This window comes from Candidatus Electronema sp. PJ (genome assembly GCF_048287395.1).
Lineage (GTDB): Bacteria > Desulfobacterota > Desulfobulbia > Desulfobulbales > Desulfobulbaceae > Electronema.
The window spans coordinates 1-19,165 of record NZ_JBLWEO010000095.1 but is presented as its reverse complement, the minus strand read 5'-3'; the positions used below and the strand labels follow the sequence as shown (position 1 = coordinate 19,165).

General features: G+C 53.5%; 14 protein-coding genes and 1 tRNA gene. 9 read left to right on the top strand and 6 right to left on the bottom strand.

The window, feature by feature from the left end:
* Positions 1-319 precede the first annotated feature (319 nt).
* Positions 320-1,492 (top strand): metallophosphoesterase, encoded by a 1,173-nt coding sequence (locus ACNKIB_RS14755; protein ID WP_417911333.1) that lies wholly within the window; start codon positions 320-322, stop codon positions 1,490-1,492.
* Here ACNKIB_RS14755 and ACNKIB_RS14750 read toward each other — a convergent pair whose 3' ends face one another.
* Genes ACNKIB_RS14750 through lptD form a run of 3 tightly spaced genes read right to left on the bottom strand, consistent with a single transcriptional unit; the run spans position 1,493 to position 6,001 of the window.
* On the bottom strand, positions 1,493-2,551 hold the full coding sequence (locus tag ACNKIB_RS14750; RefSeq protein WP_417911332.1) for a lytic murein transglycosylase: 1,059 nt from the start codon (positions 2,549-2,551) through the stop codon (positions 1,493-1,495).
* Between the two features lie 27 nt (positions 2,552-2,578).
* The gene (locus ACNKIB_RS14745) at positions 2,579-3,556 is read right to left on the bottom strand and encodes an acetyltransferase (RefSeq protein WP_417911331.1); all 978 of its coding nucleotides are present in this window, start codon (positions 3,554-3,556) and stop codon (positions 2,579-2,581) included.
* Positions 3,557-6,001: an LPS assembly protein LptD gene (gene lptD / locus ACNKIB_RS14740; protein WP_417911330.1), complete on the bottom strand. Its 2,445-nt coding sequence runs from the start codon at positions 5,999-6,001 to the stop codon at positions 3,557-3,559.
* A 114-nt stretch (positions 6,002-6,115) separates the two neighbouring features.
* Here lptD and ACNKIB_RS14735 point away from each other — a divergent pair, with 114 nt between their 5' ends.
* The 5 genes from ACNKIB_RS14735 to ACNKIB_RS14715 all read left to right on the top strand — a co-directional run bounded on the left by ACNKIB_RS14735 (position 6,116) and on the right by ACNKIB_RS14715 (position 11,603).
* A complete protein-coding gene (locus tag ACNKIB_RS14735) occupies positions 6,116-7,192 on the top strand; it encodes a radical SAM protein (protein WP_417911329.1) in 1,077 nt (358 codons plus the stop codon).
* Positions 7,193-7,235: 43 nt separating this feature from the next.
* Positions 7,236-9,365, top strand: a complete 2,130-nt coding sequence (locus ACNKIB_RS14730; RefSeq protein ID WP_417911328.1) for an Rne/Rng family ribonuclease — start codon at positions 7,236-7,238, stop codon at positions 9,363-9,365.
* Positions 9,366-9,438: 73 nt separating this feature from the next.
* Positions 9,439-9,527: transfer RNA gene (locus tag ACNKIB_RS14725), tRNA-Leu, on the top strand.
* A gap of 766 nt (positions 9,528-10,293) precedes the next feature.
* Complete coding sequence (locus tag ACNKIB_RS14720; protein WP_417911327.1) at positions 10,294-10,914, top strand: Panacea domain-containing protein; 621 nt, start codon at positions 10,294-10,296, stop codon at positions 10,912-10,914.
* Positions 10,915-10,967: 53 nt separating this feature from the next.
* Positions 10,968-11,603, top strand: coding sequence for a Fic family protein (locus tag ACNKIB_RS14715; RefSeq protein ID WP_417911326.1), 636 nt, complete (start codon positions 10,968-10,970; stop codon positions 11,601-11,603).
* A 153-nt stretch (positions 11,604-11,756) separates the two neighbouring features.
* On the opposite strand, the gene ACNKIB_RS14710 is transcribed toward ACNKIB_RS14715, so the two are convergent.
* Together ACNKIB_RS14710 and ACNKIB_RS14705 are read right to left on the bottom strand one after the other, a co-directional pair.
* Positions 11,757-12,350, bottom strand: coding sequence for a hypothetical protein (locus ACNKIB_RS14710; protein ID WP_417911325.1), 594 nt, complete (start codon positions 12,348-12,350; stop codon positions 11,757-11,759).
* Position 12,351: 1 nt separating this feature from the next.
* A complete protein-coding gene (locus ACNKIB_RS14705) occupies positions 12,352-12,606 on the bottom strand; it encodes a hypothetical protein (protein ID WP_417911324.1) in 255 nt (84 codons plus the stop codon).
* Between the two features lie 188 nt (positions 12,607-12,794).
* Between ACNKIB_RS14705 and ACNKIB_RS14700 the strand changes: the two genes are divergently transcribed.
* Positions 12,795-14,477 (top strand): ABC transporter ATP-binding protein, encoded by a 1,683-nt coding sequence (locus ACNKIB_RS14700; protein WP_417911323.1) that lies wholly within the window; start codon positions 12,795-12,797, stop codon positions 14,475-14,477.
* A 133-nt stretch (positions 14,478-14,610) separates the two neighbouring features.
* Here ACNKIB_RS14700 and ACNKIB_RS14695 read toward each other — a convergent pair whose 3' ends face one another.
* Complete coding sequence (locus tag ACNKIB_RS14695) at positions 14,611-15,000, bottom strand: hypothetical protein (RefSeq protein ID WP_417911322.1); 390 nt, start codon at positions 14,998-15,000, stop codon at positions 14,611-14,613.
* 878 nt (positions 15,001-15,878) lie between these two features.
* Here ACNKIB_RS14695 and ACNKIB_RS14690 point away from each other — a divergent pair.
* Together ACNKIB_RS14690 and cooS are read left to right on the top strand one after the other, a co-directional pair.
* A complete protein-coding gene (locus ACNKIB_RS14690) occupies positions 15,879-16,766 on the top strand; it encodes a bifunctional 5,10-methylenetetrahydrofolate dehydrogenase/5,10-methenyltetrahydrofolate cyclohydrolase (RefSeq protein ID WP_417911321.1) in 888 nt (295 codons plus the stop codon).
* A 34-nt stretch (positions 16,767-16,800) separates the two neighbouring features.
* Complete coding sequence (gene cooS, locus ACNKIB_RS14685) at positions 16,801-18,795, top strand: anaerobic carbon-monoxide dehydrogenase catalytic subunit (protein ID WP_417911320.1); 1,995 nt, start codon at positions 16,801-16,803, stop codon at positions 18,793-18,795.
* The last annotated feature ends 370 nt before the right edge of the window (positions 18,796-19,165 follow it).

The following is a 19,165-nucleotide window of genomic DNA, read 5'->3' as shown; positions in this document are numbered from 1 at the left end:
AACCTTTTGTTGCTCGGCAACAACTCTTTGTGGCCAAGCAACAACCTTCTTCTGTTCTGCCAGAACATTTTGTTGCCGAGCAACAACTCTTTGTTGTCGAGCCAGAACCTTCTCTTACCGAGCAACAACCTTCTTCTGCTTGGCAAACACCTTCTCTTGTTTAACCAGAACCTTTTGTTGCTTGGCCAACAAGAGTTGTTAGCAGGCTGCGCTCGTTGAAAAGCAGCGGCGCAAACTGTACAATCAAGGTACACACCTGCACTACCACGTTCTATTCAAGCCATAACAGCCGCCACTGGCTGCAAACCAGGGATGACTCATGTTAACGAACCTGTATGTTCTCCGCTTCTTCGTTATGCTTCTGCTCATTCTGGCCTTCATGCACTTTTACCTCTGGAAACGGCTAGTCAAAGACCCTGGTCTGCTTGGTAAGCAGAAAAAAATCGGCACTGGCCTGATTATCGTCCTGTTTTTTCTGCCCTGGCTGGCTAAGTTTCTGGCGCGAGAGTTGGCCTTTAGCCAGATATTTCCTCTGCTCTGGCTGGCTTATCTTTGGTTGGGGCTAATCACCCTGTTCTTCTTCCTTTTTCTCTTTACCGACTGCCTGAAAATCCTCTGCTTCCTCCTGCGCTGCCTGTTGCCAGGCCAACGCAAGCGGGTCAATCCAGCGCAAAAGCAGCGGCAGGCCCGTGCGTTCGCCCTGTTCTCCGTACTGCTAGTTGGCGGGTTAGCTGGTGTTGGGATTAAGCAGGCTGCCAAGCAGCCGGTGGTGCAACGCTTTCCGGTCAAACTGGCCAATCTGCCTGCGGCCTTCCAGGGCTTTAAGATTGTCCAGATTTCCGACATCCATATGGGCGAGCTAACCTCTGTTCACAAACTGGCCAAGATCGTGCAGCAGGTTAACCTGCTGCAACCGGATCTTGTCGCCATTACTGGCGACCTGGTGGACAATAAAAGCAAACTTTTGCCTGATGGACTTGCGCCGTTACGCCAGCTCAAAGCCAAAGAAGGCGTGTTTTTTGTCACCGGCAATCATGAATATTACAGTGGCATCGAGGACTGGTTGCCGGAAATTGAGAAACAGGGCGTGCGCATCTTGCGCAACGAACGGATCGAGCTGCAACGGGGAACAGAAACGCTGGTGATCGCGGGAGTCAACGATCATCGGGCAGGTAGATTCGGCAAAAAAGAGGCCCCAGACTATGCCAAGGCCCTTGGCGGGCTGGTGAACAAGAAGATTATCCTGCTGGCGCACCAACCACTGGCGATCAAGGAAGTGGCACCCTATGGCGTTGACCTGATGATCTCAGGCCACACCCACGGCGGGCAAATTTGGCCCTTCAGTTATCTGGTGCACCTCAAGCAACCCTACCTGAAAGGCTTTTATCAGGAGCAAAACACCCTGCTTTTCGTTAGCCAGGGCACTGCGTGCTGGGGGCCGCCCTTACGAATCGGCACCCAGAACGAAATTATAGAGCTAACCCTGCAATGATTACGGTTTGGCCAACTTTTCGGCCAGCTCAACCACAGCCATAGCGTAGCGATTCGAGTGATTCCACTCCGTAATCGCCTGGAAATTGGGATAACCCGCGATATAGCGGAAAGCCTGGGGCGATTGCTGCGGATCAAGTTCCAAGCCAACGATAGATAGGGGCCGATTACCGGGTGAAGGCGGCAAATTGGCCTGCTGCATCTCCCTGACAAGCTGCCAAGGCACCCGGCCTTTTTTCCAACCCTTGTCCATCGCCTCTGTCAGCCGCCCATTTTGGAGTTTGCTGCCCAGTTCAGCATAGACGGGCGCGTTTAACACCCAGCCATGCTTTTTGATGTAGTTGGCAATCGAGGCCAGCACGTCTGGCACCGAATTCCAAACATCTTTTTGCTGATTGCCATCAAAGCTCACGGCAAAGGCGCGGAACGATGAGGGGATAAACTGGGTTTGACCAAAAGCCCCAGCATAGGAACCCTTGATGGTCTGCGGATCAATGCCGTTCTCCTTGCACAGCAGGAGGAAATGCACGAGTTGTTCGCGGAAAAAATCCGACCGCTTGGGATAGGCATCAAACAGGGTGTTCAGGGTCGGGAGTACTTTGAAATCGCCCTGGTTGGTACCGTAGCGGGTCTCGACTCCCCAGATGGCCACAATGAATTCCCGATCCACGCCAAACTGTTGTTCCACCCGATCCAGCACTTCCCGATACTGCCAGAGCTTTTCTTTGCCGGTTTGGATGTTTTGTGGGGTAAGAAACAGGGGAAAGTATTTGTAATAAGGCTTGGCTTCCCAGGGCCGATCCATCAGCTCCAGCACCTTTTTGGAGATTTTCTGGCCGTGAAAGATTTGCCGCAGCTCTTCTGGCCGGAAATGGTGCTGCTGCTCCAGTTCCTGGAACAAGGCCTTGTATTTGGGCTCCTGCAGGTTGATGAGCTGGCCATCCTGCACCAGATCAGCGGCCTTGGGACCTTGAGATTGCCCGGCAACCAGATTGGCCGCAGACAAGGAGAAAAGAAGCGCGGCCAAGAAAAAGGAACGTGACAAGCAAGCAAGGTGCATAAAGAAACGCCAAAAGGGTAGAAGTGATTAGGAAGCAGATTGCGGCCCAAATTGCTGGATAAAGGCCTGGATAAAACTGTCTAATTGCTCCGCAGGCAGGACGTTAATCCCTGCGGCAGCGGCGCGACCGCCGCCCGTGGGGAATTGGCGGCAGAGCAAATCAGCCCCATTGCGGTTGCGCAAGGGCGCACGGACGCTAACCAGCAGTGAACCGTCGCTGTTTTCGGTGAGCAGGGCATGGGCCTGGTCTGGCCGCTGGTTGGCAAAGGCATTAGCGCAGACCCCAGAGACTCGTCGCGCCCACGCAGCGGCTGGCAGCTGGAACACCCGGCCTGTTGCGTCTTCATAAAGTGGTTTGGTGGCCAGGGCCTTGTCCATATCATCGCGATACCCTTCCCGTAAGGTGCGCAAAACCTGGGCCTCGGCATGAAAAACCAGGGGACTAGCATAGGGCTGAACGTGACGGTATAACTCAGCTGGATGAAAGAACAGATCCTCGATGGCTGCGCCGTAGCCATTGTAGTTGAGGAGGATGCCGACTTCCCGCAGCTGGGCCAGCTCTTCTTCGCTGACTTCCAGCTTCTGCGCAAGCAGCTTGGCTGCTTCATCGAGGTTGTCGCCAAAGGCCCCAACCACGGCCCACAGCGCGTAGCGGTCTTCCAAAAGCCAGTTAATGATCAACGAGGTGCAGAGCAGCGGTTCTGGATCGATATGCACGGTCAACTGCTCAGAGACTGGCACCTCGCCAGCATAGTGATGATCAGCGTAAAAGACTTGATTGCCCTTGGCCAGAATTTTGCTCAGGCTGGCCCGGTTCTTGTCCAAAGAAATATCCAGCACCGTGATGCTACTGTCGCTGACCTCCTCGATTTGCTGGAGTAACTCGATGTCCCGCTTTACCCCGCTGACCAAACGAGCGGCTGGCTGCGGCTGTGCAAGCCTGAGTTGGTGCAAGGCACAGATGCCATCAGCATCACCATTGAACACATCAATGCAGCTCTTCATTTATCGTCCCAGCAAGTCTAAGCCAAAGGGTGCGCCAATGTTCGCGAGCTGAAACATAATCGTGATTTGCTCGTTATCCGGCGTGGTTTCTGCGGCCAACTCCACTGCCCAGCAGGCAGGATGATAGATCAAGCGGAATTTCTCGGAAACCGTGAGGGAGTTCTCCAAAGATTTCTCCAACGAATAGCCTGCGGAGAAATCGTACATCAAATGAAATAACGTAGAAGCCCGCACTGAATTGGTGTCTTCGCCACCAACCAGATTTTTGTAGAACAGATAATCCAAGGAGAACAGGTCGCCTCGCTTGTTCAGGTAATCGCCTTCGGCAAAATGCCGGAGAAAGCCATCGTCATAGACGCTGAGGTCGGTCTCATACTTGAGCGTCATATTTTGCACAGGATACCAGGCAGTGCGCAGCTCTACAGGTAGAAAAGGCTCATCTTCTGCCTGGCTGCGCAGGTCATAACCTTGCTGGAGTTTGATGTAGCCATAATCCCGCTCAAACGCCTCGTTATTCCGCTTCAGCCCAGAAATGAGGAAGAAGTTGTTCACCCCGTAGGTGATTTTGTTTTGGTCGTCAAAGCTGTCCACGCTGTCAAAAACAGGCAGTTCTTGGTCTGCCTCAGTGACGTACGTGTGCTTGAGAAAGGGTCGGAAGACATGGCTCCAGCTGCCATCCTCTGGCTCACCAAAATCTTTGCGCATGAGACTGGAGACTTCTGACTCAATAGTGCCTAAAAGCCGGTTCTCAGTGTCGCTGTTCTCCCAGTTCTCATTGCCATTGCCGTCAATAGCATACATCGTGTCCCGCACACCAACGCCAACCGACGTATTGAGTCGCTGATCCAGCAATGGTACGGCAGTCGTTACTTTTGGATAGAGGTCTATCCGCTGCGCACCTACGCCTTCCTCGCGCCAATAATGCACATAGTCTGTGTTCCAGGATAAATCCGTCTTAACCTCGTCATACAGGGGCAAGCGGCCATTGTGTTTGACTTCAGGCAGCTTCCAAAGGGAGGTGGATCCCTTTTCCTCTTCCCTGAGATCGTCGATACCCATTAAATTGGCTTGCAGAGACATGCCATTTCCCCAAGAACGCAGGGTGCGCAAGGTATTAGTGCGCTGATCCACGGTTCTATCTTGGAGACCACGACCAAATTGCTCCAAATAATAGCGGTCGCTTGCGGTCAAGCCGGTACGACCAAAATCAAATTCCGTGAGATAGTCGCGGTCAGAGAGCAGATCAAAGTCCAGCCGGGTGGTCCACTCGCCAAACTGCTGATCAGCCTTGCCCTGAAGCCAGTAGCGTTCCTGCTCAGTGTATGTATAGCGGCCTTCAGCCTCTAAATCATCGGAGAGAAAGCTCGCCATAACTGTGCCTTTGTCTCCCTGATCCAACACATAGCGGCCTTCTGCCCCAGCCATCAAGCCCCGGTTGGCGATGTAGTGCGGATAGAGGGTAATATCGCTATTGGGTGAGAGATTAACGAAGAAAGGTAGTTCCGTGCCAAAGCCGTTTCGATCCGACATGGAGACAAGCGGGAAAAGAAAGCCTGTTTGTCGGGTGCTTTTAGCAGGTAGAATCATGATAGGAGTATAAAGGATAGGTACATCCTTGATACGGAAGGTCGCGTGCTTGAGATAGGCATAACCACCGTCAGTGATGTCTGCTTCAGCGGCTTTAAAGCTCCACGGTGGCACTTCGTCGTCCTTCAGCTTGCAGGTGATGATCCAGCCATCCTCAATATGGTAGGTAAGCTCGCCGGTCTTCTCGATCTTCCGGCCTTCAAAGTGCATATCTTTGTACTGCCGGACAATAGCCGCATTCTCAAAGGAGCCGGTTTCTTGCTTGAGGTTGACTGAACCACTATCAGCCGTAAGTTGATCAGGGCCAATTTCGATGAACACTTTGCCGTCCATCTGCACTGTGCCTGCGTCAAGGTCATAGAGCATTCGGTCTGCCTTAATCGTGCTCATAACCTTGGAGACCGTGATAATCTCCGGGGTAGGAGCGTTCTCACTGATGACCGGCACGGTCTTGGAGTGGGCTAAGGTATCTTGATCTGCCGTTGGTTCGCTGACTGGCGCGTCAGTCACCTCATCAACTGCTGGCTTGGCAGCTGCTGATGAGGTATCCTCGCCCAGCAGATCATTCCAATTCGTCTTCTTTTTGTCCGTTTTTGGCCCGGTTGTTTTCTCGATCTTGGTTAATTCAACATGGCCTTCAGCAGCAATCCTGGCTGGATTTTCCAGCCGGGTCAGCTTGTCGGCATTGATCTCCCATTGCAGGGCCTTGACAGATTCTGCCTGTGCATGCAGGGCAGAGGCGAGGCAGCAGAAAAAAATTGCGGCAGGAAATAGATGTCTGAGGGAATGCACCTTGACGCGCTCCTGTGAGATGGTAAGGGAAAGGAACAGCTTACAGTTAGGCTGATTCAGCCTCAAACTTACGCTTCCGGCCCCCTTGTGTCAAGGGAAAAGGCGCAGATGCAGGCGCAGTTTACCCTTGCGCAAAGCAGGATTTTCTTTTATACAGCGAGGTATTGCGTAGCCAGATTTTTGACCTTCAAACTCACCCTTGCTAAGGTGGTGCTCCTTCAGCGGCAGCAGCTTCCGCATCTTCCCAGTGTTCCTATGAACTACATCTTCGGCCCGGTCAACTCCCGGCGGCTCGGATGCTCGCTGGGCATTGATCTCTTCCGGGAAAAAATTTGCTCCCTGAACTGCATCTACTGCGAGGTCGGGGCAACTACCTGCCTAACCTGCGAACGGGCCGAGTACGCCCCTACTTCGGCCATCCTCTCAGAAATTGATACCTTTTTCCGGCAACAGGAACGGGCTGAGGAAGTAGATTTCGTTACTGTCACGGCCAGCGGTGAGCCGACCCTGCATCTCGCTTTGGGCGAAATCATTGCCCATCTCAAGAGGACGGCAAAGAAACCTGTGGCAGTATTAACCAACGGTACCCTGCTCTGGGACGCGCAGGTGCGCAAAGAGCTGGCCTTGGCTGACGTGGTTATTCCTTCGCTGGACTCAGCTCTGGTTGCTGGATTCAGGAAGATCGACCGCCCAGCCAAATGCCTTGATCTGGAAGCGATCATAGAAGGGCTGGCTTTTTTTTCGCAGGATTTCAGGGGTCAGCTCTGGCTGGAGATCCTCTTGGTGCAGGGCATCAACGACACTGATGAGGAAGTGGCGGCCCTTTGCACCGCAGCAGCACGGATGCGGCTTGACCGCATTCAGCTTAATACTGTGATTCGTCCGCCGTTGGAGTCGTTTGCCCAGCCTGTGGCAGGAGCGAGAATGGAGGTCATTGCCGCAGAGTTTCTGCGCCACGATCCGCACCGGCCTGTTGATCTGCTCTCTGGTGGTGCGGTGCAGGAGGAGAGTCGTGCCAAAGGGCAGAAAAGTTTTTTTAATCTCGACCGCCCTGCTGATCAGCAGGCTTTGCGGGATGAGATTGTGGAAATGCTGAAACGGCGGCCTTGCACGGCTGCCGACATAAACCGCGTCTTCCATGTGGGAGGCGCGGACAGGATTGAGCAGTTACTAGACGCGCTGGTCCGGGATGGTCTGCTCCACAAGCGGATGCACAACGGCAGGCTCTATTATCAGATTGAGGCGCAGTTGGCCTGAGTAGCTGCTCGCATAGTTACTTTTTCATTTAGGATGCTGAATTATGACCGATGAAGCGGAGAAGCCCTCCGAAGAAGAACAGCAGGAAAAAAAGGTGCGCAAAGTAGGCACTGGAGCGTGGTGGAAAAGCGCGGCTGACCAGGAGGAGGCGAAGGAGGAAACGCCGCCAGAGAAGAAGGTGCCTCGCAAGAGAGCACCAAGGAAAAAGAAGATAGAGGCTGAAGCCGTGCCCGCGCCTACCGAAGAAACAGCACCGACTGCGGTCGCTGTTCCCCAGGACAAGGCGCAGTCTTTTCCGCAGGCAGAAGAAGAGGTATTGGAACTCGTTGCTGAGTCAGGGCCAGCAGCAGGAGAAATGATGGCAGTAGAATCTGCGCCATCTACGCAGGAGGCTGGTAACGAGCTGCCTGTTAAAAAGAAGCGGCCTCGCCGACGCGGCGGCAAAAAAAACAGAACAGGAGAAGCACCGCAGCCAGAGACAGCAGAGAATCCACCTGCTGGCGCAGAGATCATCCAGCCTGCACCAGAAGAGGTGAGTGTTGAACAAGGGCAGCGGAAAAAGCGGCCTGACCGCAAGCGCAGTCAAAAAAGCAGAGCAGACGAGGAAGATGCCGACGAGGTGCAGGAGGAAGAGCCGCAGGAGTCAGACAGCAGGGAGAGCAGCATAAAAGTTGCGGCCAAACTGCTGATTAACGCTGAAGAACCAGAAGAATGCCGGATTGCCATTGTCGAGAACGGGCGGTTAGAGGCTTTTCATGTCACCACTGCGGTGCATGAGCGGACTAAAAACAATATCTACAAAGGCCGGATTATCTCGATTGAGGCTAATCTCCAAGCCGCCTTTGTCGAGATCGGTACCGGGCGTAACGGCTTTCTGCCCTTCAGCGATATCCATCCAGAATACTACAAGGAAGATATCAGCGAGCAAAGCCGCGCTTTGATTCGCCAGCAACAGTGGCGGAAGCTCAAGATTGAAGATGTGGTTAGTCGAGGTCAGGAAGTGCTGGTGCAAGTGGTTAAAGAAGTGACTGGCAACAAGGGGGCTAACATGACCACCTTCCTCTCGCTGCCTGGCCGCTGCCTTGTCCTCATGCCGGGCAGCGATAGCACTGGTATTTCCCGCAAGATTTCCGGTGAGGAGCGGCGAGGTGAGCTGCGGCAGATGATGTCTGGCCTGAGTTTACCAGAAGGTATCGGTTACATTATCCGTACCGCCAGTGCCGAGATCACGCAAGTAGCCTTGGAAGAAGACCTTGCCCATCTCCTCAAGCTGTGGAGCGAGATCAGACAGCGTGGTCAGACCCTATCTGCGCCTGCCTTAGTTTACGAAGACCAGGACACGGTTGTCCGCTTCTTGCGCGATCATTTCACGCCAGAGATCAAGGAGATTATCGTCGATACCGAGGAGGCTTATGAACAAGCAACGCGCTTTGTTGTCAGCCTACCAGAGCAGCAGCGAAAAGTGCAGGTTAAGCTGCACCGAGGTGCAAAGCCAATCTTCAATCAGCACAGTATTGAAGAACAGATCGAATCCATTTACCAGCCGCAGGTGCAGCTACCGTCAGGTGGTTCCATTGTAATCAATCCCACTGAGGCTCTCGTAGCGATTGACGTAAACTCTGGCCGCACTTCCCAGAAAGGCGACTTCGATCAATCCATCTTCCTCGCCAATGTGGAGGCAGCAGAGGAGCTGTCCCGCCAGCTACGCTTGCGTGATCTTGGTGGTCTGATCGTGGTCGATTTTATCGACATGCGCAACAGCTCCCATATCAAAGAGGTGGAGCGTCGGGTCAAGAATGCGATGAAGCGGGACAAGGCCAAGGTGGATATCAGCCGCATTTCCCGCTTTGGCCTGATGCAGATTTCCCGGCAAAAGATGGGTGCCCCGATTGAGAAAGGCAGTTACCATATCTGCGAATACTGCGCTGGGCGTGGGGTGATCCGTTCTGTGGAAACCTTAGCTCTTTATTACTTGCGGCGCATCCAAACCGGGGTGAGTCGGAAAAAGGTTAACCGGGTAGAAGCGAGTCTTCCCTTAGAGGTTGGACAATATCTGCTCAATAAGAAGCGGCTAGATATCAATGATCTGGAAAACAGGCATCAGGCAACGATTGAAATTCGCCTTTGCCCAGAGATGAAGCCTGGCGACAACAAGATTGAGTTTCTGATCTAAGCAGGCAACAGCAGCAGGAGGTCTCTTGACAAATGCGTGCACAAGAAGTAATCTTTGCTGCGATGTGCCTTAAGCCCGGATGGCGGAACAGGTAGACGCAAGGGACTTAAAATCCCTCGGCTCTTCGTAGCTGTACGAGTTCGATTCTCGTTCTGGGCACCAGTAAATGCAAAGGGTTGCGGCCAACAGGCGGCAACCCTTTTTCTTTTGCCTTTTCAAAGGGTAGGTTGGGAACACAAGAGAGGCCGAGAAGTAACTCAACTTTAAAGGCAATCACCAACCCCTCGCTGTAAACTTGCCGTGCGGCATGGCACGCTTGCAATGTGCCAGGTGCAATTTTCTGAGAGACGGAGCAAGCATTCCTTGAGGCATGTCACGCTTCACTTGCGGCGCGGAACGCTTTCCCCGGCGTATGGCACGCTTGAAATGCCACGTTTCATGCTTGCCGCGAGGCAAAGCAAGCGTTCCGCGTGACGTTTCACGCTTTCTGTGAGGCTCGGCAAACATGCTGCGCGGTATGTCACGCTTGCCGCGAGGCAAAGCAAACGTGCAACGTGGCATTTCAAGCGTGACATGAGGCTCGGAAAGCATGAAATGCGGTATAGCAAGCGTTCCTAAAGGCGTTTGCAGTTGCAAACACGGCATTTCAACTTGAGATAAATTCAGAAAAAACAGCACAGGAGGCAGTCATGGCACGTTTTCCCGACCGCGAGGCATAGAACAAGGCGGGCGAAGGCGGGCCGAACAACATGGTGACAGCAGCACTGCAACAGAGAGGATAAAAACAGCGGCTGCGGCATATCCTTTCAGAAGAATTGACAACCTATCTACAGCAGGATACAATACACTGAGCTGTATTCCTGTTTTTCCAGAGCCTGTCGGGCTGTGTATTTCCCTTTCAAACTCTTGCTCGATACAATCTGCCATCATGTGCCAAATCAACGCCGCTGCACTCGCCGAATTCATCTTGATTTCTTACCCTGATAAGAACATCACTCCGATGAAATTGCAGAAACTTGCCTATTACGCAAAGGCATGGGCACTTGTTGCAGGCAGGCCGTGCATTGATGCTGCATTTGAACGGTGGGAATATGGCCCGGTGAACAGGTCTATTTATCTTGCCTATAGGGATTTCAGCAAGCAGACCATTCCTGCGCCTGCAACTCCATCAGAGCAGCAGATACAAGGTGAAGATGCGGAGATGCTGAAATTCTTCCTCGATCCTTATGTGAACCAGTCCGCTGTTGCTTTGAGCGCAATGACACATAAAGAAACACCGTGGACAGACACGCCGCCCGATCAGGTCATTCCTGATCAGGTTATCTATGATTACTATTCCAGACTTTCCTTTGCAAGAAATTTCCAAGGCAAGAAATGGAATGAAGGGGAATATTTCGTTCTGAAAACCAATTCTTGGTATTCATTCACAATGGACATGACCGAAGAAGAGGCGGAAAACTATGCGTCATATCCTTCTTATGCAGATTATCTGGAGCGTCGCAAAAAAGCGGATGAAAACGCAAGACGCTTCCTGCAAAAATTCTTCTGATTGCTTTGCCCCACTCTTTTGATTCACACGACAGGAAATACCTTGCAGAACTTATGCAGGATTTTTCTGTCACCCCTCCCATTTCTCTTGAGGCGGCAATAGAACGGATCAAAGACTTCTGCAACAGCCAACTGCCTGCGGAAGAGTTCGCCGAAGCACTGAAGAAATTGCCGCAGCAAGCTGTTAAGGCATTCTTTCAGGAAATTCCGGCGGAACTCCATAAACAGCTTTTTGGCGGCATTCTGAGCAATGCTGGCGAGTATCGAAAGGCAACTGATCCAAACAAAGGTGAAGTGTTCTTCGGCCCGTCAACAAATCAATTTGCAGGGGCCGAGCCGGGAACGATTGAGCGCATGTTGCGGCAAAATCTCTCAACACTCATCTTGCATCCGGCTGATCCGGTAAAGGTTGCAGCCAAGTTCTACCAGCGATTTGTCTATATCCACCCGTTTAATGACGGAAATGGACGGATAGCCCGATTCATCGTTGAAGTCTATCTGATCTATCATCAGCACCGCGTTGATTTTGAACGGCTACGGAAAACAGCACGCTGGCTGAAGCAGTTGAATTATTGCCATCGAAAATTGAAAACCAATGCACCGGAAAAATCATACGATCACAGCCTGAAATGGTGGGTGCATCATTTCAGAAAGTTCGTTGCGCATGAAGATGAGCTGAAAGAGCTATGAACAGCCAGAAGAATTCAATTTATGAAAGGCAGTTACGCATATTTTTCCTGTGCAACGCTCTGTGTAATTCCTGTGTAATCGTGCCAAGAAAACAAGGGAATTTGGCAGAAGAAAAGAGCATGGCTGGAGCAAAGGCAGTGCTATCGACTCCAACTATATCAATGAGTTAAGAACAAAAGAGAACTTGCCGGAAAATATGCCTGAATTACTGAAAATCCCTCGGCTCTTCGTAGCTGTACGAGTTCGATTCTCGTTCTGGCACCAGTAAATGCAAAGGGTTGCGGCCAGTAGGCGGCAACCCTTTTTCTTTTGCCATTTCAAAGGGTAGGTTGGGAACACAAGCGAGGCCGAGAAGTAACTCAACTTTAAAGGCAATCGACAACTCCTCGCTGCAAACTTGCCGTGCGGCATGGTACGCTTGCAATGTGCCAGGTGCAATTTCCTGCGAGACGGAGCAAGCATTCCGTGCGGCATGTCACGCTTTACTTGCGGCGCGGAACGCTTTCCCCGGAGCATATCACGCTTGCAACGCGACGTTTCATGTTTGCCGAAAGACAAAGCAAGCGTTCCCTGTGACGTTTCACGCTTTCCGAGCCTTTCGGCAAACATGCTGCGTGGCATGTCACGCTTGCCGCGAGGCAAAGCAAACGTGAAACGTGGCATTTCAAGCGTGACATGAGGCTCGGAAAGCATGAAATGCGGCATGGCAAGCGTTCCCAAAGGCATTTGCAGTTTCCAATACGGCATTTCAGCCTGAAAAAATCCCAGCAGAAACAGCGCGGGAGGCAGTCATGGCACGTTTTCCCAACCGCGAGGCATAGAACAGGGCGGGCGAAGGCGGAGCCAAAGTGCCACCCGCAGCGGTCAGATAGACCATCCTGCCGCCATCCTCTTGCAGGCGGTTTATCTTGGCCGGGTGGTGATCAATCCATTTCCATTCAACCGCCTTGGAAAACAGATGCGACAGCGCGGCCAGCTCCCGGTTGATGGTTCCGTTTGTCACGCCTTCCTCTTTCCTGCTCTTTTACAACACCCGCCTCAAAGCAGCTTTGCCAAGAGATCCGAAAAACTACCCCTGCTTTTTTCTTTCTTTATAAGAAAAAATATGCGATTACTCTAAGTGTTGGAACGTTGCACAACGCCCTTATGCACCCTGATTCAGCTTGCTTGTTCAATAAAGAGGTTCTTCGCATGAAACCACTGCTGGCAATTGAAAATCTTACTCTTTCTTTCTGTGCGGATGAGGAACTTGGCGGCGATACTGAGGTGTTGCACGGCATCAATCTGACCATTGAGCAAGGTAAAACCCATGCTCTGGTTGGTGAATCTGGTTCTGGTAAGTCTGTGGCAGCCCTGTCAATCCTCCGCCTGCTGGAGGATGTGAGTGCAGTCCGTACTGGCGGGCGTATTCTCTTTCAAGGCAACGATTTGTTGCGCTTAGACAAGAAGGAAATCCGAGCAGTACGCGGCAACGAGATCGCCATGATCTTTCAGGAGCCGATGACCTCCCTGAACCCGGTCTATACCATTGGTCATCAGCTCATGGAACCGCTGCTGCTGCATCGGCAGATGTCCAAGGAGGAAGCCCGCAAGGAGGCAATAAGCCTGTTGGCTCGTACTGGCATTCAGGAACCAGAGAGCCGCTTCACTGCGTATCCACATCAACTCTCAGGTGGTCAGCGGCAGCGCGTGATGATTGCAATGGCCCTGGCGTGCCGCCCGAACTTGCTGATTGCTGATGAGCCGACTACCGCCTTAGACGTGACTATTCAAGCGCAAATTTTGGACTTAATCAAAGATTTGCAGCAAGAGTTCAAGATGGCAGTGCTCCTGATTACGCACGACCTGCTTTTAGTCAAGAAGGTGGCAGACAGCGTTTCGATCATGTACCGGGGCTTGATTGTAGAACAGAACAGCACGGCAGCTCTTTTTGCCGCACCCAAGGAAGACTACACCCGCAGGCTGCTGAATGCCATTCCTCAAGAAAGAAAAATCCCGACAGTCGGAGGCAGGGTGCTGGCAAAGCTGGAAGGCATAACGTGTGGGTTTGCACTCAAGTCGGGGGGAGGGTTCTTTCGGCGCAAAACAACGGTGCTGAAGGCAGTGGATGATGTTAGTCTTACTATCCGCCAAGGCACCACGTTGGGCATTATTGGCGAATCTGGTTCGGGGAAGAGCACTCTTGCCCTTTGCCTCCTGAGATTGACTCCATTTCAGGGGATAATTCGTTATTACAACGGTGAAGATCAGGAAATTCTGCTCTCCAATCTCAGCAGCCGCCAGCTCCGACCTCTGCGTCGCCACCTTCAGATTGTCTTTCAGGATTCCTTTTCCGCGCTTTCACCCCGTTTGACCGTGGAACAGATCATTGGCGAAGGCTTGCAGGTATATGAACCGCAGCTCCGCTGGCAAGAGCGGAAGGCTTTAGTTGAACAGGTGTTGTTAGAGGTAGAACTTGATCCAGAGATGATGGGCCGTTTTCCGCATGAATTCTCTGGTGGCCAGCGGCAGCGCATTGCGATTGCTCGAGCCTTGATCCTGAAACCGGAGTTGCTGATTCTTGACGAGCCTACTTCAGCATTAGACGTGACTATTCAGGCCCAGATCATTACGCTGCTTCAGCGGCTTCAAGAGCGACACGGCTTGACGTATATCTTTATCACCCATGATCTTCGGGTGCTGCGTTCTTTAGCGGATGAATTGGTGGTTATGCGCCAAGGGAACATTGTGGAATCCGGTCTTGCAGACCAGATATTCGCCCAGCCCAAGCATGAATATACCCAACAACTCTTTGCAGCGGCGTTTAAGACAGCGTCTCTGTCCCTATTCTGCGCCACCATTGACGCAGAGGAGGAGTCGGGGCAGAGACGCTGAGAAGCCTTGTTGTTTTTGTTGGGCAAACAGCACCTCTGCCCCTGTTCCGCGCCACCATTGACGCAGAGGAGGAGTCGGGGCAGAGGTGCCCAAATTGTTTTCTTCTGTAACCAGAGCTGAATGCTGCTGGATATTATTGGATCGATGCAGGCTGTCCTTCAGCGAGCTGTCCTGCTGTTTGGCAGAAACCAGGCGATGCGGCGAAATACTCAGCACCCATCTTAATACAGTTCTCCATAATACCAGGGTGCTCTTTGCAGATAGAGCAGTACGATGTAATGCAGGCAAAGGCATGAATCTTGGCAGTATCACAGCTCATGCCGCGCTTTTGGGCATCATTGATAATGTTCTGCACGTACATCTCAATGCCTGCCTTCTTGTCGCAGCCGCAATGGGCTATTGTATCACTTACAGGAGGCTGTGTGCTCTGTGCTCTTACTGCTGAACTGGAAAGCAGCAACAAGCCTGCCACTACTGTTGCCAAAAAGATCCTTCCTGCTGACTCTATTCTCTTGTTCTTCATTTTTTTCCTCTTCTGCGGGGAACTGCCCCCACTGCTTGCTCCTCTGAAATCATGCCGAGTTAGGCTGATTTCTCTCCTCTTTCTGCTTTCATCTTACCCAGTCGCAGATGAACGGAAGATGAACAGCAGCGGATTTCGCAAGTCTTTTTTGCTGGTGCTCATTTTTTTACCGTCTGCTGGAGGCGTGCAGCGCGACGGGCAGAGCACAAAAATAGATCTCCTGTATAAGTCAACAAGAAGGATTTACAGTAAATAGCAAGCAGGCTGAAGAAGAGTCCTGCTCGTTTATTAAGGAGTTCGGCTTGGCCAGAAAGGAGTTGTACTCGGCAAAAAAGGAGTTCGGCTTGGCCAAACTGCTTTCCTGTTAAGCCGCAAAGGAGTTTGGCCGACTAAAACTCCTTTCCAAATCGGCAAGATTCCTTTGCGGCTTAACAAAACTCCTTTACTACTCGGCCAAACTCCTTTTCTGCCGAGTAGCACTCCTTGCCAAGTCGCTAGAACGCCTCTTTGGCCAAGCCAGACTCCTTTGCCAGCGAGCAAGAAAGGAAGAGTAACTCAGGGTTATGCGAAAAACATCGCAACAGAAGAAACCGGTTCGCTCGCCGCTGCAACCTGCTTGTTGGCTTCTGCAAGAGGTCTATTTTCTACTGCCTGCTGGAGGCTTGCAGCACGACGGGCAGAGAACAAAAATGAAAAAAGCGTTTCAAGAAGAGGCGCGGCAGAGAATTTACGTTGAAAAAAATACAGAGAATGGAGTATATATTCTCTTTATCCTCAGTAACCAGAAATCCGATTTCATTCAGCCGACTGCTTCATTTCCGCTGTTCCGGCGGCAGAAGCTTCGGCTGCCAGATTATATATTTTTTCAAGGAAGATTCATGAGCGCAAAGATCATCAGCGGAACCGAAGTCGCCAAGGAAATTCGGGCGGAGCTGAAGGCAGAAGTTGCCGATTTGGCCGCAAAGCATAATGTCGTGCCAGGTCTGGTCACGATTCTGGTCGGCGAAGATCCTGCTTCGCAGTCCTATGTGGCAGCGAAGAACAAGACCGCTAAGGAGCTGGGTATTCACTCTGAGCAGGTGACGCTGCCCGCTGATACCAGCGAGGCCGAGCTTTTGGCCTTGGTGGAGAAGTGCAACAGCGACCCAAAGATTCACGGCATCCTTGTCCAGCTGCCCTTGCCCAAGCAAATCAACGAGGCTAAGGTGCTGAACGCCATCAGCGCGGACAAAGACGTGGACGGCTTCCATCCGGTCAACGTGGGCCGCATGGTGCTGGGCGAGAAATGCTTCCTGCCCTGCACCCCGCACGGCGTGATCGAGTTGCTTCAGCGCAGCGGCGTGAAGACGGACGGGGCCGAGGTCGTGGTTGTGGGCCGCTCGAACATCGTGGGCAAGCCAGTAGCCAACCTGATGCTACAAAAGCGGGCGGGCGGCAACGCCACCGTCACACTCTGCCACACCCGGACCAAGGACATGGACTTCCACACCAAGCGGGCGGACATTCTCATTGTCGCAGCCGGGGTGGCCAACATGATCAAGGCCGATCAGGTCAAGGAAGGCGTGGTGGTGATTGATGTAGGGGTCAACCGCGTCGGCGTAACTGAATCCGGCAAGGCCAAGCTCGCAGGCGACGTGGACTTTGATTCGGTGAAGGAGAAGGCCGCTGCCATCACGCCGGTGCCGGGCGGAGTTGGGCCGATGACCATCACCATGCTGATGAAGAACACCGTTCAGTCGGCGAAGCAGTTCGCCGGGCTGGCGTGACCGTTTCAACCCATTCCCAAAGGAGAGAACAGCAATGGCCAAGCCCAGCCGCATCGCCAGCAGTAACGAGATCACCGCCAGCTCCACCCGCGAGCTGCTCAGTCAAGATTTAGCCAAACAAGTCCGCACCGCCTACACCCGGCTTGAAGAGCGGGGCATGGCTGCCTGCCTCTTCGGTTCGCAGGGCACCTGCTGCAAGAACTGCAACATGGGGCCGTGCCAGATCATTGACGGCGTGGAATCCATGGTCGGCATCTGCGGGGCCACTGCCGACACCGTGGCCGCCCGCAACTTCGCCCGTATTATCGCCGCAGGCACCGCTGCTCATACCGACCATGCCCGCGAGATGGTGCGCGGCTTCATCGCCACAGCCAAGGGCCAGACCCCGCATCAGATCAAAGACGTGGCCAAGCTGCACAAGATGGCCCAGCTCTTCGGCATTGCCACCGAGGGCCGCGACAAGAACGAGATCGCCTTTGAGCTGGGCGAGCGCGCTTTAGCTGAGTTTGGCCAGCAGGACAACACGCCGCTGACCATGCTCAAGCGTGCGCCGGAGAAGCAGCAGAAGATATGGAAGGCCAAGGGCGTGGAGCCGCGCGGCGTGGATCGAGAGGTGGTCGAGATGATGCACCGCACCCACATGGGCGTGGATCAGGAATACCACAACATCATGCGCCAAGCCTCCCGCTGCGCGCTGGCCGACGGCTGGGGCGCGTCCATGCTCTCCACCGAGCTGACCGACATCATGTTCGGCACGCCGGTGCCCAAGCGGGCGATTATTGACTTGGGCGTGCTGCGCGAGGATATGGTCAACATCACCGTGCATGGCCATGAGCCGCTTTTGGCAGAATCGCTCTGCCTCGCTGCTGAGGACGAGGAGATGCTGGCCTTGGCCAAGAAGGCCGGGGCTAAGGGCATCAATCTCGCTGGTGTCTGCTGCACCGGCAACGAAATTCTGATGCGCCGGGGCATCCCGGTGGCAGGCTCCTTTATTCAGCAGGAGATGGTGCTGGCGACCGGCGCGGTCGAGGCGATGGTCGTTGACGTGCAGTGCGTAATGCAGTCGGTCGCGCAGGTGGTGAAGGACAAGCACACCGACATCATCACCACCAACTACCGGGCCATGATGCCTGACGCGGTGCATATCCAGTTTGACGAGCACGATGCCTACGCCTCGGCGAAAAAGATTCTCACCCACGCCATCGGCAACTTCAAGAAGCGCGGGCCGTACTACATTCCCAAGGACAAAAAGTTTGACGTGGTGGTCGGCTTCTCGCACGAGACCATCAATTACATGCTCGGCGGCCGTTTCCGGCAGTCGTACCGCCCGCTGAACGACAACATCATCAATGGCCGCATCCGGGGCGTGGCTGCGATTGTCGGCTGCGAGCATTACAAGCACGCCGACAACGTACATGAGATCATTGCCAAAGAGCTGATCAAGAACAACGTGCTGGTGCTGGCCACTGGCTGCGCGGCGCAGGCCCTGGGCCGGGTTGGTCTGATGCGGCCAGAGGCGGCAACCGAGTTTGCCGGCGACAGTCTGCGCGAGGTCTGCGAGACAGTGGGTATGCCGCCGGTGCTGCACGTCGGCTCCTGCGTGGACAACTCCCGCCTGCTCATCGCGCTGACCGAGATGGTGCGTGAAGGCGGTCTCGGCAACGACATAGCGGAGCTGCCTGCGGTTGGCACTGCGCCGGTCTGGATGAGTGAGAAGGCGGTTGCCATTGGGCAGTATTTTGTCGCCAGCGGTGCGCACGTCATCTTCCAGAATCTGCCGATCAACGGGGCTAAGAAGTTCTCCGACTACCTCCTCAAGGGGCTGAAGGAGGAGTACGGTGCCTGCTGGGGCGTGGCAAGCGAGCCGCTCGACATTGCCAAGGCGATGATCGCGGCCATTGAGGAGAAGCGCGAGGCTCTGGGCATCAACAAGAAGAAAGAGCGCGTGCTGATGGATATGGCGATGCGCCGCGAGATCGAAGCGGGCAAAGGCATCGGCGGCATGGGCTGCGGCGGCGGGAAGCATTGACAGGCAGGTAGGGGCGAAAGATTTTTCGCCCCTACAAAACCGCCTTGATAATACGCAGAACGTATCCGCCGAGCCGTTGAACGACTCCTAAGGGCTGGTGTACCGCCCCTTAGATATGTAGAACGGCACCTGAGAGCCGTTGAACCGATCTAAATGGCCGTTCTGCGGATGCGCCGGGCCGACCATCAGCGTTCAATAAAGAAATTGCCAAACATTTTCCGCCCGCAGTGGCGGATCAGATAGAAGGAGGATTATGAAATCAGGGAGCAATTTGGAGCGGGTGCTCCGCAGCGGCCAGTTCGCCGTCACGGGCGAGCTGGGGCCGCCGAAGAACAGTGACCCGGAGGTGGTCCGCGCCAAGGCGAGGCTG

Coding starts and splice junctions, on each gene's coding strand:
- ACNKIB_RS14755 (WP_417911333.1), top strand. CDS start 320: ATGTTAACGAACCTGTATGTTCTCCGCTTCTTCGTTATGCTTCTGCTC.
- ACNKIB_RS14715 (WP_417911326.1), top strand. CDS start 10,968: ATGCAGGATTTTTCTGTCACCCCTCCCATTTCTCTTGAGGCGGCAATA.
- ACNKIB_RS14720 (WP_417911327.1), top strand. CDS start 10,294: ATGTGCCAAATCAACGCCGCTGCACTCGCCGAATTCATCTTGATTTCT.
- ACNKIB_RS14745 (WP_417911331.1), bottom strand. CDS start 3,556: ATGAAGAGCTGCATTGATGTGTTCAATGGTGATGCTGATGGCATCTGT.
- ACNKIB_RS14695 (WP_417911322.1), bottom strand. CDS start 15,000: ATGAAGAACAAGAGAATAGAGTCAGCAGGAAGGATCTTTTTGGCAACA.
- ACNKIB_RS14750 (WP_417911332.1), bottom strand. CDS start 2,551: ATGCACCTTGCTTGCTTGTCACGTTCCTTTTTCTTGGCCGCGCTTCTT.
- ACNKIB_RS14690 (WP_417911321.1), top strand. CDS start 15,879: ATGAGCGCAAAGATCATCAGCGGAACCGAAGTCGCCAAGGAAATTCGG.
- cooS (WP_417911320.1), top strand. CDS start 16,801: ATGGCCAAGCCCAGCCGCATCGCCAGCAGTAACGAGATCACCGCCAGC.
- ACNKIB_RS14730 (WP_417911328.1), top strand. CDS start 7,236: ATGACCGATGAAGCGGAGAAGCCCTCCGAAGAAGAACAGCAGGAAAAA.
- ACNKIB_RS14700 (WP_417911323.1), top strand. CDS start 12,795: ATGAAACCACTGCTGGCAATTGAAAATCTTACTCTTTCTTTCTGTGCG.
- ACNKIB_RS14710 (WP_417911325.1), bottom strand. CDS start 12,350: ATGCCGTATTGGAAACTGCAAATGCCTTTGGGAACGCTTGCCATGCCG.